This is a genomic window from Streptomyces sp. NPDC006296 (assembly GCF_040613235.1).
GTDB lineage: Bacteria > Actinomycetota > Actinomycetes > Streptomycetales > Streptomycetaceae > Streptomyces.
The window spans coordinates 175,099-187,007 of record NZ_JBEXRT010000008.1; the positions used below are offsets into that span (position 1 = coordinate 175,099).

The 11,909-nt window shown below is 74.8% G+C and carries 13 protein-coding genes; 7 read left to right on the forward strand and 6 right to left on the reverse strand.

Features of this window, described 5'->3' with window-relative positions; translation table 11 throughout:
• Positions 1 to 301: 301 nt before the first annotated feature.
• The 4 genes from ABZ172_RS08470 to ABZ172_RS08485 all read left to right on the forward strand — a co-directional run bounded on the left by ABZ172_RS08470 (position 302) and on the right by ABZ172_RS08485 (position 2,411).
• Positions 302 to 676 (forward strand): PadR family transcriptional regulator, encoded by a 375-nt coding sequence (locus tag ABZ172_RS08470; protein ID WP_356881507.1) that lies wholly within the window; start codon positions 302 to 304, stop codon positions 674 to 676.
• Positions 673 to 1,269, forward strand: a complete 597-nt coding sequence (locus ABZ172_RS08475) for a hypothetical protein (protein WP_356881509.1) — start codon at positions 673 to 675, stop codon at positions 1,267 to 1,269. The genes ABZ172_RS08470 and ABZ172_RS08475 overlap by 4 nt, the downstream gene beginning before the upstream one ends.
• Before the next feature lie 218 nt (positions 1,270 to 1,487).
• Positions 1,488 to 2,108 carry an L-threonylcarbamoyladenylate synthase gene (locus tag ABZ172_RS08480; protein ID WP_356881511.1) on the forward strand — a complete coding sequence of 207 codons (621 nt, stop codon included), beginning with the start codon at positions 1,488 to 1,490 and terminating at the stop codon, positions 2,106 to 2,108.
• Between the two features lie 111 nt (positions 2,109 to 2,219).
• Positions 2,220 to 2,411, forward strand: coding sequence for a DUF6381 family protein (locus tag ABZ172_RS08485; RefSeq protein ID WP_356881513.1), 192 nt, complete (start codon positions 2,220 to 2,222; stop codon positions 2,409 to 2,411).
• 332 nt (positions 2,412 to 2,743) lie between these two features.
• Here the strand turns inward: ABZ172_RS08485 and ABZ172_RS08490 are convergent, their stop codons facing one another.
• Together ABZ172_RS08490 and ABZ172_RS08495 are read right to left on the reverse strand one after the other, a co-directional pair.
• The gene (locus ABZ172_RS08490) at positions 2,744 to 3,751 is read right to left on the reverse strand and encodes an LLM class flavin-dependent oxidoreductase (protein WP_356881515.1); all 1,008 of its coding nucleotides are present in this window, start codon (positions 3,749 to 3,751) and stop codon (positions 2,744 to 2,746) included.
• 49 nt (positions 3,752 to 3,800) lie between these two features.
• On the reverse strand, positions 3,801 to 4,187 hold the full coding sequence (locus ABZ172_RS08495) for a metalloregulator ArsR/SmtB family transcription factor (protein ID WP_356881517.1): 387 nt from the start codon (positions 4,185 to 4,187) through the stop codon (positions 3,801 to 3,803).
• Between the two features lie 96 nt (positions 4,188 to 4,283).
• On the opposite strand from ABZ172_RS08495, the gene ABZ172_RS08500 reads away from it, so the two are divergent.
• Positions 4,284 to 6,284: a heavy metal translocating P-type ATPase gene (locus tag ABZ172_RS08500; protein WP_356881519.1), complete on the forward strand. Its 2,001-nt coding sequence runs from the start codon at positions 4,284 to 4,286 to the stop codon at positions 6,282 to 6,284.
• A gap of 223 nt (positions 6,285 to 6,507) precedes the next feature.
• On the opposite strand, the gene ABZ172_RS08505 is transcribed toward ABZ172_RS08500, so the two are convergent.
• Together ABZ172_RS08505 and ABZ172_RS08510 are read right to left on the reverse strand one after the other, a co-directional pair.
• Complete coding sequence (locus tag ABZ172_RS08505) at positions 6,508 to 7,398, reverse strand: endo alpha-1,4 polygalactosaminidase (RefSeq protein WP_356881521.1); 891 nt, start codon at positions 7,396 to 7,398, stop codon at positions 6,508 to 6,510.
• 250 nt (positions 7,399 to 7,648) lie between these two features.
• Positions 7,649 to 8,407, reverse strand: a complete 759-nt coding sequence (locus tag ABZ172_RS08510) for an IclR family transcriptional regulator (RefSeq protein ID WP_356881523.1) — start codon at positions 8,405 to 8,407, stop codon at positions 7,649 to 7,651.
• Positions 8,408 to 8,724: 317 nt separating this feature from the next.
• Here ABZ172_RS08510 and ABZ172_RS08515 point away from each other — a divergent pair, with 317 nt between their 5' ends.
• Complete coding sequence (locus tag ABZ172_RS08515) at positions 8,725 to 9,855, forward strand: alpha/beta hydrolase-fold protein (protein WP_356881525.1); 1,131 nt, start codon at positions 8,725 to 8,727, stop codon at positions 9,853 to 9,855.
• Between the two features lie 25 nt (positions 9,856 to 9,880).
• On the opposite strand, the gene ABZ172_RS08520 is transcribed toward ABZ172_RS08515, so the two are convergent.
• The gene (locus tag ABZ172_RS08520) at positions 9,881 to 10,201 is read right to left on the reverse strand and encodes a hypothetical protein (RefSeq protein ID WP_356881527.1); all 321 of its coding nucleotides are present in this window, start codon (positions 10,199 to 10,201) and stop codon (positions 9,881 to 9,883) included.
• Positions 10,198 to 11,016: a phytanoyl-CoA dioxygenase family protein gene (locus tag ABZ172_RS08525; RefSeq protein ID WP_356881529.1), complete on the reverse strand. Its 819-nt coding sequence runs from the start codon at positions 11,014 to 11,016 to the stop codon at positions 10,198 to 10,200. The genes ABZ172_RS08520 and ABZ172_RS08525 overlap by 4 nt, the downstream gene beginning before the upstream one ends.
• A gap of 70 nt (positions 11,017 to 11,086) precedes the next feature.
• On the opposite strand from ABZ172_RS08525, the gene ABZ172_RS08530 reads away from it, so the two are divergent.
• Positions 11,087 to 11,881: a helix-turn-helix transcriptional regulator gene (locus ABZ172_RS08530; RefSeq protein WP_356881531.1), complete on the forward strand. Its 795-nt coding sequence runs from the start codon at positions 11,087 to 11,089 to the stop codon at positions 11,879 to 11,881.
• Positions 11,882 to 11,909: the final 28 nt, after the last annotated feature.

An 11,909-nucleotide genomic window follows, 5' to 3' on the forward strand; every position in this document is an offset into this window, starting at 1 on the left:
CGCCGCTGTCCGGGGGGCGGTGCACGGCGCCCGAGCCGCCCCCACGGAGCGGGGGCGGGCCGGGTGGGGTCGACCGGAGCGGGGCCGGGCGGAGCGGACGCCTCGGGAAGGAAGCGGGCCGGACGAGACCGACCGGCGAGCGTCCCGGCCGGGCGGACGACCGGCTGTAGCGGGCGAATTGGCGGCTGTAGCGGGCGGGGTGACGGCCGGACGACCGGGCGGTGGGACGGCCGCAGCGGCGGGCGTGCCGGGGCCACCCCCTCGCAAACACCCTCTTGCCGGACCAGGTATCTTGCATCGCATGGAACCTGGTGATTCGACCAAGCAGGCCCGGGCGGCCGCCCAGCTGCGCAAGGGGGTCCTGGAGTACTGCGTGCTCGCCCTGATGCGGGACCGCCCGCGCTACGGCGTGGAGCTCCTCCAGGCCCTGGAGGAGTCGGGCGCCCTGGCCACCAGCCAGGGCACGGTCTACCCGCTGCTCTCCCGGCTCCGGCGGGACGATCTGGTCACCACCACCTGGCAGGAGTCCGCCTCCGGGCCGCCCCGCCGCTACTACGCACTCACCGACAGCGGCCGGGACGCGCTCGACGAGTTCACCCGGGTCTGGCCCGGCTTCCGCGACGCCGTCGACGCCTTCCTGTCCACCCCGCCCTCCTCCCCCGGAGACCACCTGTGAAGACCCCTGCCGATCCCGTACGCGATTACCTCTCCGCCGTCGAGCGCGAGGCCTCGGCGCTCCCGGCCGACCGCCGCCAGGAGCTCCTCGCCGATCTCGCGGAACACGTGGAGGTGGCGCGCGCCGAACGCCCCGGCATCACGCTCGGCGAGATCCTGGCGGAGCTGGGGGACCCCCGCACCATCGCGGCGACGGCGCTGGCCGAGGCGGGGAACGGACCGGAGGAGGCCCCGGCCGGGGGCGGTACCGGTGAGCCGGCCCGGCGCGGCAAGGTGCACCCCTTGGTGCCGCTGCTCATGCTCACCCTCTCACTGCCGTTCGTGATGGTGTTCTCCGAGTCCCCCGGCCCGCAGTTCGGCCTGCTGTTCCGCATCGCCGGCGTGGTGCTCCTGTGCACCTCGGTGCACTGGACCGCCGTCCGGAAGACGACCGGCGTCCTGCTGGCCGCCGTCGTGCCGTCCGTGGTCATAGCCAGCTGGAACCTGTCCGACGGGGGCCCGACGGGTGACACCCCGGCACTGCTGGCGAACCTGGGGATGCTGGCCCTGCTGATCGCCACCTCGGCATGGCTCTGGCGGAACCGCCGCCCCTGACGGCCCGTCCGGATCGGGACGTCCGGCGCGCCCGGTGCGGTCCGCCGTGCCGGGGCGGCGTCACCGTCACCCGGCGCCCGGCCCCCGGCGCCGACGGGCCATCAGCAGCGGGTGGGTGCGCAGGACCGCGGCCCGAGGCCTTCCGGACGCACCCGGCCCCCTCGGGCCGCGCCCGCCGTGAGCGGAGTGCGGCGGGACCGAGGCCGTAGACTCGGCGGATGGCCAAGTACTTCGATGTGCACCCCGAGAACCCCCAGCGCCGCACCATCACCAACGTGGCAGAGAGCATCCGGTCCGGCGGCCTCGTCGCGTATCCGACCGACTCCTGTTACGCGCTGGGATGCCAGCTGGGCAGCCGCGACGGGATCGACCGCATCCGGTCGATCCGGAACCTCGACGACCGCCACCACTTCACGCTGGTGTGCCAGAACTTCGCGCAGCTCGGCCAGTTCGTCCAGGTCGACAACGACGTCTTCCGCGCCGTCAAGGCGGCGACCCCGGGGAAGTACACCTTCATCCTGCCCGCCACGAAGGAGGTGCCGCGGCAGCTGATGCACCCCAAGAAGAAGACCGTGGGCGTGCGCATCCCGGACCACGTCGTCACACAGGCCCTGGTGACCGAGCTCGGTGAGCCGCTGCTCTCCAGCACGCTGCTCCTGCCGGACGAGGAGGAGCCCCTGACGCAGGGCTGGGAGATCAAGGAGCGCCTCGACCACGTCGTGGACATCGTGCTCGACTCCGGCGACTGCGGCACCGAGCCGACCACGGTGATCGACTTCTCCGGCGCCGAACCCGAGGTCGTACGCCGGGGAGCGGGCGACCCGAGCCGCTTCGAGTAGGCGTCACCCGGCCGGTCACTCCGCGCTGCCGGCCTCTCCGCCGAGATGCGCGCACCCCTGGGTTGCTGCTTCGGTGGAGGGGTCCGCTCCGCCCGTCGCCAAGGAGTGATCATGAGCGAGCCGGAGGACGTACGGGACCGTCTGCGTCGTCTGCGCGGCCGGGCCGAGGATCTGGAGAAGGCCGCCTCGCAGGCTTCCGATCCCGCGGAACGCCGGCGGTTGCGGGACGAGGCGCAGCGGCTGGAGTCACGGAGCGCGCAGGTCAGCGGCATGGCGAGCGGGGACATCTACCCCCTGGAATAGCGCGGCGGGGAAGGCGGTCCACTCCCGGGGGTTCGGGCGAGCCCTCCGTTTGCCCCTGCCGCCGCACCGTGCTGATCCGGGACATGAGGCGGCATGCGGTGGATACGCGGAGGGCGGGGCACGGGCTTCCCCTCCCCCGCCCCGCTCTCCGCCCGCCCCCGCGCAGGGGGCCCGGTGGCGTACCTGCGAGAGCGTTCCCTGAGGCCGTCCGCGCACACGGCGGCTGTTTGTCGGTACGGGAGGCCGAGCGGGCGTCCCGTGTGGTGTCGGCCCTGCTCGGCGCGCATCCGGTCGGTGAGGAGCGGGCCGAGTCGGCGGCGCGGCCCCGGCGGTCAGCCGAGGGACGCGATCCGGGCGAGTCTCCGCATCGAGTCGACCAGCGCCTCCCGGTCGTGGGTGCTGGTGGTGACCACGACCTCGTCCGCGCCGGTCTCCTCGATCATCTCTTCGAGTCCGGCGCGCACCGTGTCCTCGGTGCCCGCGAGGTGTCCGCGCAGCCCGTCCTCGAAGAGGCCGCGCTCCTTCTCCGTCATGGCGGCCGCCTCGATCCGCTCGGCCGGCGCGAGCGGCGGGAAGGACCCGTGCGTGCGCGCGTACGCCATGGACCACGCTTCGGGGAGCAGGAGACGCCGCGCCTCCTCCTCGGTGGCGGCGACCGCGACCGTGCCGGCCACCATCACGTAGGGGGTGCGGCCCCACGCGGAGGGGCGGAACCGGCCGCGGTACTCCTCAACCGCCCGCATCAGCCGGTCGCGGCCCCGCAGATCGCCCACCACGAGCGGCAGGCCGGCTTCCGCGGCGACGACGGCGCCCTCGCCGGTGGCCAGGACGTAGGGAGGGACGAGCAGGCCCTCGGCGGGGTGGGCGTGGACCTGGGGATGGGCCTGCTGGGTGCCGTCGAGCCAGCCGAGGAGTTCGGCGAGCTGCCCGGCGAACGCCCCCGCGTCCTGCTTGTCGCGTCCGAGCGCCCTGCGGATGCCGTCGGTGAAGCCGGCCGAGCGCCCCAGCCCCATGTCGATCCGGCCGGGGAAGAGCGAGGCGAGCACCCCGAACTGCTCGGCCACCACGAAGGGCTGATGGTTCGGGAGCATCACCCCGCCGGTCCCGACCCTGATGGTGGAGGTCGCCGCGGCGACGGCGGCGGCCAGGACCGTCGGCGCCGACCCCGCGACCCCGGGGACGCCGTGGTGCTCGGACACCCAGAAGCGGTGGTATCCGAGGGCCTCGGCCGTGGCCGCCAGTGCCACGGTGTCCCGGAGCGCCTGAGGGCCGTCGTGGCCCTCGCGGGTCCGGGAGCGGTCGAGGAAGGAGAAGCGGGTCGCTGCGACGGAAGAACTCACACCTGGTGCAACACCGTGGGTCCGCCGGGATTCCCCCGCCGTCGCGGGTTCAGCGCCCCGGGGCCGCCGCCGCGGTCTCGGCGGGGGTGTCCCGCAGCCCGAGCCGCAGGTGCTCGACGTGGTAGAGGGCCTGGTCGAGGAGTTCCGCGACGTGGTGGTCGTACAGGGCGTACACGATGGAGCGCCCCCGGCGTTCACCGGAGACCAGCCCGAGGTTCCGGAGCAGACGCAACTGGTGCGAACAGGCGGAGGGCTCCATCTCCACCGCCCCGGCGAGGTCACCGACCGCGCAGGGCCCCTCCTGGAGGCGCGCCAGGATGCGCAGCCGGGACGGGGTGGCCAGCGCCTGGAGGGTCGCCGCGACGTCCGCCGCCCCCACCGCGTCCAGGCGTTCGCGGGTGGTTGCGCTGGTCTGCTCGTCGCGTCCGTGGCCCATGGCGTCATTCTACGGATGACACATGAATACCTGTTCAGATATTCATGTACGGTGGGCGCGTCGTCGTTCCCGCCGCCCGTGAGGGGTCGTTCACCCATGCCCGCTGCCGTCGTACCACCCCCCACGCGCACCCTCTCCGCCGCTCCCGGCGGGACCGCGCGGCGCCGCACCCGCGTCCTCGCGCTCACCGAGGCCCGGTGGGCCGGTGCCGCCCTGGCGCTCTTCCTCCTCGCGCTCCCCCTGGACCTCTCCGGTGCACCGGCGTGGACCTGGGGACCGCTGTACGCCCTCGTCTACGCCGCCGGGGGCTGGGAGCCCGCCCTGTCGGGCCTGCGGGAGCTCCGGGACAGGGTCCTGGACGTGGACCTGCTGATGATCGTGGCGGCGCTCGGCGCGGCCTCGATCGGGCAGGTCATGGACGGGGCCCTGCTGATCGTCATCTTCGCGACCTCCGGGGCCCTGGAGGCACTGGCCACCGCGCGCACCCGGGACGCGGTACGCGGGCTGCTCGATCTGGCGCCGGCCACCGCCTCCCGCCTCACCGCGGACGGCGGCGAGGAGAGCGTGGCGACCGCGGAACTCGCGGTCGGCGACCGCATCCGGATCCGCCCGGGTGAGCGGGTCGGCGCGGACGGGCGGGTCGTCGGCGGTGCGAGCGAGGTCGACCAGGCCACCATCACCGGCGAACCTCTGCCCGCCGTGAAGGAGCCCGGGGACGAGGTGTTCGCCGGGACGCTGAACGGCACCGGCACCCTGGAGGTCGTCGTCGGACGGGACGCCTCGGAGACGGTCATCGCCCGGATCGTGGCGATGACCGAGGAGGCCTCCCGCACCAAGGCCCCCACCCAGCTGTTCATCGAGAAGGTCGAGCAGCGCTACTCGCTCGGCATGGTCGCCGCCACGCTGGCGGTCTTCCTGGTCCCGCTGTCCCTCGGCGACGACGTGACCGGCAGCCTGCTCCGCGCCATGACGTTCATGATCGTGGCCTCGCCCTGCGCCGTGGTCCTGGCCACCATGCCGCCGCTGCTCTCCGCCATGGCCAACGCGGGCCGCCACGGTGTCCTCGTCAAGTCCGCGGTCGTCATGGAGCGCCTGGGACAGGCCGACGCGGTGGCGCTGGACAAGACCGGCACCCTCACCGAGGGCACCCCGCGCGTCACCGGGGTACACCCGCTGCCCGGCAGCGGACTGACCGACGACGCGCTGCTGGCCCTGGCCGCGAGGGCGGAGCACCCCAGCGAACACCCCCTGGCGGGCGCGGTCGTCGGGGCCGCCCGGGAGCGCGGGCTGCGGTTGTCCCCGGCCTCCGGGTTCGGCTCCGCGCCGGGTACCGGCGTGACCGCCACCGTCGACGGCCACGAGGTCGCGGTCGGCTCCCCCGGCCGCCTCCCGCACCGGAGCGGCACCGACGCGGCGGCGCATGCCGCCGCGTCCGCCGCCGCGCGGGAGGAGGCCGGGGACACGGCGGTGCTCGTCCTGCGCGACGGCGTACCGGTGGGCGTCATCGGGATCGCCGACCGCATCCGGCCCGACGCCGCGGCGACCGTGAGCGCGCTGTCCCGTCTGACGGACGGCTCACCGATGCTGCTGACCGGCGACAACGCACGCGCCGCCGACCGGCTGGCCGCAGAGGCGGGCATCACCGACGTCCGGGCTGGCCTGCTCCCCCAGGACAAGGCCGCCGCCGTCCAGGAGCTGGAACGGGCCGGGCGCCGGGTCCTCGTCGTGGGCGACGGGGTCAACGACGCGCCCGCACTGGCCTCCGCGCACGTCGGGATCGCGATGGGCCGGGCCGGATCGGACCTCGCCCTGGAGGCGGCGGACGCGGTCGTCATCCGGGACGAACTGGCCGCCGTGCCGACGGTGGTGGCGCTGTCCCGCGCGACCCGCCGGCTGGTCGTGCAGAACCTGGTCGTCGCCGGGGCGTTCATCTCGGTCCTCGTCGTCTGGGACCTCGTCGGCCACCTGCCGCTCCCGCTCGGCGTGCTCGGCCACGAGGGCTCCACGGTCATCGTGGGCCTCAACGGGCTGCGGCTGCTGCGCGAATCGGCCTGGCGCCGGGCGGCGGGGCAGGACCGTACGGACGGCCGGGGCTGAGCCGGGCCGGCCGCGGGACCGGACCGCCACCGGCGGCCGGTTCCGGGCCGGACGGGGCCGCCACCGGCGGCCGGTGCAGGGCGGAACCGTACGGCCGGGGCGGGGACGGCGGCCGGACCGGGGGACGGGCCGCCGGCTCCCCGGTGCCGCCGCGCCGTGCCCGCGGCCGGTCCCCGTGACGCGGTGTCCGGGGCCGGGCCGGGCCGGGCCGGGCCGCGGAAACTCAGCAGGTCCGGAAGACGTGGCCCTTCTCGCCCGCGGGGAGCACGTCGAGGTCCCTCAGGACGAGGGAGATCCGGTCGCCCCAGCGGGAGCAGCTCTCCTCGAAGCCCACCTCGCCCTCCCCCTCGTACTCGACGGCGAAGACACGGCCGTCGTAGGCGTCGGCGTAGGCGTCGCACTCGTCGAACTGGGCGCACTCCTCGGCCACCGCGAAGTCGAAGCCGATCTCCTCGTGCCGGTCGAGCAGATCGGTCGTGTTCTTCTGCCCGATGGCCAGCCCGCTCTCGTGCGCCCGTGTGGCCAGGTCGTGGGCGAAGGCGGCGTTGTCGTCCTGGGTCAGCCCGCCCTTCGACCGTTCGAAGGAGTCGAGGTTGTCCGGCTCCACCGCCTGGAAGCCGCTCTCCGCGCAGCCGTCGATCCACGTGCCGACGATCTCCCGCAACTGCGCGCGCCGGCCGGCCGTGGAGGTGTCCAGCAGCACCTCGTCCCAGCCCTCGTCGATGACCAGCTCACCGGCCCCGTCCCGGAGCAGGAGGTCCGGGTGGGTGTCCTTCCACCACGTCAGGGCGCCGGGCTGGGTCTGGAAGGCATTGACGTAGCAGACGTTGTAGCGGTCGGGGACCGGGTCGTCCTCGCGGTCCCGGGACACCGCGCGCACCCCGGCGGGCAGTGGGTAGCCGCCGCCGATCTGGTAGTCGAACGGCATCCCGGCCGTCGGCAGGGACACGTCGGCGGTCTTCGCCCCTCGCGTGGGCTCGTCGCCGCCGGGCTCCCCGCCGTCGCCGGCGCAGCCGGTGAGCAGGACCGCCCCGAGGAGGGCGGCGAGGCCGGCGGCCGGGCCGGCGACCGGCCGCCGTCGACGAAAGAGCGGGGACGGGGCACGGCCGGTCACACGTATCTCCAGAGGTCAGGGTCCGCGAGGACGATCAGGGGTCCATCCTCCGTCACCGGTGCGGGGCCCGGGCGCCCGGGGCCGGGGAACGCCGGGTGGCCCGGCCCGTAGGGGGCGCGGCCGGTGCAGGGGCGTGCGCGGGGCGGGCGGGGTCCGCGCACCGGCGGACGACGCCCTCGGCCCCGGCTCACGGTACGGCGCCGGGCGGCACCGGAAGGTTTCTGCCGGCGGACGGTGCGAGGTCCGCGGCTCAGGGGGACGCGGGCAGCAGCGCCGCGGCGGCCCGCAACGCGTCCGCGTGACGGGCCAGTTCGGTCGCGCCGCCCCGTCCGGCCGGCATCGACGCCGTGAGCGCGAGCCGGTCGCGCCAGCTGCCGGCGGGCAGCGGCACGGCCACGCTGTTCATCCCCTCGGCCGACTCGCCCGCGCTGTCGGCGCGGGCGAGCGCCCGGATCCCGGCCAGCTCGGCGAGCAGGGCGGTGCGCGAGGTCAGGGTGCGGCCGGTGACGGCGTGCAGCTCCTCCCGCGGGTAGAGGGCGCGGACCTGTTCGGTGGTCAGCCGGGCGAGCAGCACCTTGCCCGCGGCGGTGGCGTGCGCGGGATGCGTGCGACCGGTCTCCAGGACCGCGCGCACGGGGTGCGGGGACTCCCGGCCGTCGGTGGTGATCACCTGGTCCCCGATCAGCGCGGCGGTGCTGACGGTCTCTCCGGTCGCGGTGGCCGCCGCGTCCAGCACCACCTGGAGGCGGGCCCTCGTCCCGGGCGCGTAGCCGGCCGGACGGCCCAGGACGACCAGTTCGGGTCCTGCGGAGTAGCCCCGGCCCGAGGCGTCCCTCGTGGCGAAGCCGCGCGACTCCAGGGTGCTGAGCACCCGGTGCGCGGTGGAACGGGCCACGCCCAGCTCCCTGGCGGCGTCGGTGACGGACAGGGTGTCGTGGTTCAGGAAGAGGCGCATGAGGCGCAGCCCGGTGTCCAACGACTCGATGATGTAGTTCCTGGGGTCGGCCACGAGGTCCTCTCGGTCGTACCACGGGGGCCGTGTTCCTGGTGCGGCGTCCCGCCCCCATGATTCCGGTCCGGCCGGGCGGCCGGACAACCGGCCTCCGCCGGCGGGCCGGTGACGGGACGTGGGGAGTCCGGGGCGCGACGGCGGCCGGATGGACACGGCGCAGGTCACGGAGGTACGGGACCGGGGTGAGGGCCAGGAGGTGGAAAGGAGCGGGACGAACAAGTTAGGGTCACCTAAGCACTCCCCGCCAGGGATCGACGGGACAGCTCTCGACCGGCCCGTCCCCGCTTCCTCCTCCCTCCCGCAAGGAGACGTTCATGCACCGCGTGACGGAACAGGCTCGCACCGCGGACGGTCTCCCCGCGGGCGAGGAGGGCGCGTTCGCCGCGTTCGGTCTTCCGGGCACCCCCGGCAGCGCCGGGTTCTGGGCGGCGGCCGGGGCGCCGGTGTCGCTGCCCGCCGACGACGGGGGCTGGGTCACCCTGTTCCTGTGGCGGGGGTCGCCGGCGCGGGTGGACTTCGAGAGCTGGTCGCGGCCGGTCCCCCTGCGCCGCTGGGAGGAGACCGACTGCTGGTACGCCGAGGTGCGCATGCCGCCGCGGCTGCGCGTGACGTACCGGTTCCGCACGGACGACGGCGAGTACGCCGACCCGTTCAGCCCGTTCGGCGCGGGCGGTGAGCGTTCCGTCCTCGCGACCCCGGACGCTCCGCACCAGCCGCACTGGCCCGCCGTCGGTGCCGACGACGTCCTGCCCGTCCCGTCCACCCGGATCCGCTGGTCGGGCGGCCGGCTCGCGGGCCGGCGCACCGTGCGGGTCCACCCGGTGGGCGGTGGCGGTCCGGTGGTGCTGCTGCTCGACGGGGACGACTGGCTGTACCTCCATCCGGCCATGACCGCCTTCGAGTCGGCCGTGGCCGACGGCGACATGCCGCCCGTGACCCTCGTCTTCCTCCCGTCCGGCGACAGGGCGGCGGAGTTCGGGTGCGATCCCGTGCTCTGGGAGGCGGTCCGGGACGAACTGCTGCCGCTCGTCGCGGAGTCCGGGGTGCCCGCGGAGTTCGACCGGATGGTCGTGGCGGGGCAGAGTCTGGGGGGGCTGAGCGCGGTGTACGCGGCTCTGGCGTTCCCCGGCCTGGTGTCCCGCGTCGCCTGCCAGTCGCCGTCGTTCTGGTGGACACCCGGCGCACCGGACCGGGCGGACCCGCTCGACGGTCCGCCCGGCGGCAGCATCGCCGAGCGGCTGGGCGCGTCCCCCGACCTGTCCGGACTGCGGATCGCGTTCGACACGGGGGAACACGAGACGCGCATGCTCCCCCACTGCGAGGCGGTCGAGCGCCTGGCCGGACGGTCCGGCGCGACCGTGCGGGTCTCACGGTCGGCGTCGGACCACGACCGGGCGGGCTGGCGGCACGCCCTGCTCAGGGACGTCGCCTGGGCGCTCGGCTGAGGGACGTCCCGCCGGGCGCCGGCCCTCAGGGGGCGTCCACCCGGCCGGCGCCGCGAGGGGGACGGGCTGCGCCGCTCCCCTCGTCCTCGTGCAGCTTCTCGAAGAGGAACTCGTGCTTGAGGAACGACGTGTCGTACTCGTGTCCCGGGTACGGCGGCAGCAGCTGGGAGGCCTGGATCAGCCGCCAGCCGTCGAGCAGCGCGTCCACGCCCGTGGCGTAGGGGGGTTCGTCGCCGTCGCCGGTGGTCGGACGGGTCCGGCCGGTCCCGTCGTAGGCCGACCAGCCGATCACCTCGGCGTCGAGCGCCGAGTTGGCCAGGTAGAGGAACAGGACCTGCTGCCTCATGCGGTGCTCCCCAGGGCCGGCCGGTTGGTGACGCGGGTGACCCAGTGATCGATGTCGAAGCTGTCGTCGCCGGTGAGCGCCCGCCAGAGCAGCACCCGGTTGTGGATCTCCAGCCGGCCCGTGGCCGGCTCGTACCAGTCGTATCCGGCCCGGAGTTCGTCGGTCACCCGCGGGTCGGCGAGGTCGTCGGTGTCCCACAGTCGGACCTGCGGAACCGTCGGGTTGAAGCGGATCTTGAACATGTACCGGGGGGTGTCGCTGTCGTTCCTGCGTCCGCCGTGCCAGATGCCGTGGTGCAGCAGGACGACCGTCCCGGCCGGGCAGACGAGCCGGGTCTGGCCGCGGAGGTTCTGGTAGCGGCCGGTGTCGGTCTCGTTGGTGCGCCGCAGATGGCTGCCGGGCACGCTCAGGGTGCCGCCCATGTCGACGGTGACCTCGTGCGGGTAGTACATGAGCTGGACGTCGAAGGCGTCCGGCCGTACGTCGATGATGGCGTCGCCGTGCAGCGGCTGGGCGGAGCCCTGGCGGGGTTCCCTCACGTGGACGGCGTGGTGGTCGACGGCCGGTGCGGGGCCGACGAGGCTGCGGATCGCTCCGGCCACGGCCGGCAGTGCGGTCAGGCGCCGGGCCAACGACCCCGGGGCGTACGCCTCGGCGAGCGGCGTGCCGGGGACCACCGGGGGTATCCCCGCGTCCAGCGCCCCGATCGCCTCCGCGTTCATCCCGGCCGGCACCACCGCGTCCAGCCGCAGGGATCCGCTCGCGACGAAGCGGGCCACCTGCACCGAGGTCAGCAAGTGTTCTCTGGTCGTCATGGGGCAACGGTACGAGCCCCCGCCTTCCGGGACATGGGTTCGAATCGTCGTCCGCTGGTAGATTTTCGCCATGGACCAGGTCTCCCTCTCCTTGGCCCGGCCGCCGGCCGTGGTGAGCATCGGGGTCGGGGTGCACGGCGTCAGCGGTCCGCGTGACGTGTTCCGGCTGCCCGGTCTGTGGCAGCTGCACCTGTACGGCTACTCCGGGCACCTCACCGTCGGCGGCAGCCGGCACCCCATCGCTCCGGGGCGGGTCAGCCTCGTGCCTCCCGGGACCGAGGCCACCTTCGACTACCGGGGCCGGTCGGAGCACCTCTACGCGCATCTGCGGGTCGCGGACGCCGGGGAGCGCCACCTCGTCCCCGTCATGCAGGACGCCGGCACGGAAGCCCCGCTGATCTCCGGGCTGCTGAGGCGTGCGCTGGCCGCCGCGCCGGGAGCGCCGGCCCAGGCGACGGCCGAGATGTGGACGGCCCTCTGGCGGGTCGCGCGGCTCGCCGGGCGGGCGCGTCCCGGGGGCGCGCACACGGCGGTCGCCACGGCCATGGCCCACATCGAGGCCCGGCTCGCCACCCCGCTGACCGTGCCGGAGATCGCCCGGCACAGCGGGATCTCCCACAGTCGGCTGACGCGTCTGTTCCGCGCCGAGACCGGATCCACGGTGGCGGCCTACATCCGGTCCCGCCGTCTGGAGCACGCCGGGCACCTGCTGCGCGAGTCGACGATGTCGATCCAGGCGATCGCCTGCGCGGTGGGCATCAGCGATCTCCAGGCCTTCAACAAGGCGTGCCACCGCGAACTCGGCGGCTCCCCGCGTGCGGTGCGCGGCCGGTCGCTGCCCGGCAGCGGCGGCGGTCCGGGCTGAGCCGACCGCCCGGACCGCCGCCCGCCCG

Bases quoted from the DNA above. Each gene is read 5' to 3' on its own strand.
- ABZ172_RS08485 (WP_356881513.1), top strand. From the start codon at position 2,220: ATGAGCGAGCCGGAGGACGTACGGGACCGTCTGCGTCGTCTGCGCGGC.
- ABZ172_RS08525 (WP_356881529.1), bottom strand. From the start codon at position 11,016: ATGACGACCAGAGAACACTTGCTGACCTCGGTGCAGGTGGCCCGCTTC.
- ABZ172_RS08520 (WP_356881527.1), bottom strand. From the start codon at position 10,201: ATGAGGCAGCAGGTCCTGTTCCTCTACCTGGCCAACTCGGCGCTCGAC.
- ABZ172_RS08480 (WP_356881511.1), top strand. From the start codon at position 1,488: ATGGCCAAGTACTTCGATGTGCACCCCGAGAACCCCCAGCGCCGCACC.
- ABZ172_RS08500 (WP_356881519.1), top strand. From the start codon at position 4,284: ATGCCCGCTGCCGTCGTACCACCCCCCACGCGCACCCTCTCCGCCGCT.
- ABZ172_RS08470 (WP_356881507.1), top strand. From the start codon at position 302: ATGGAACCTGGTGATTCGACCAAGCAGGCCCGGGCGGCCGCCCAGCTG.
- ABZ172_RS08515 (WP_356881525.1), top strand. From the start codon at position 8,725: ATGCACCGCGTGACGGAACAGGCTCGCACCGCGGACGGTCTCCCCGCG.
- ABZ172_RS08495 (WP_356881517.1), bottom strand. From the start codon at position 4,187: ATGGGCCACGGACGCGACGAGCAGACCAGCGCAACCACCCGCGAACGC.
- ABZ172_RS08530 (WP_356881531.1), top strand. From the start codon at position 11,087: ATGGACCAGGTCTCCCTCTCCTTGGCCCGGCCGCCGGCCGTGGTGAGC.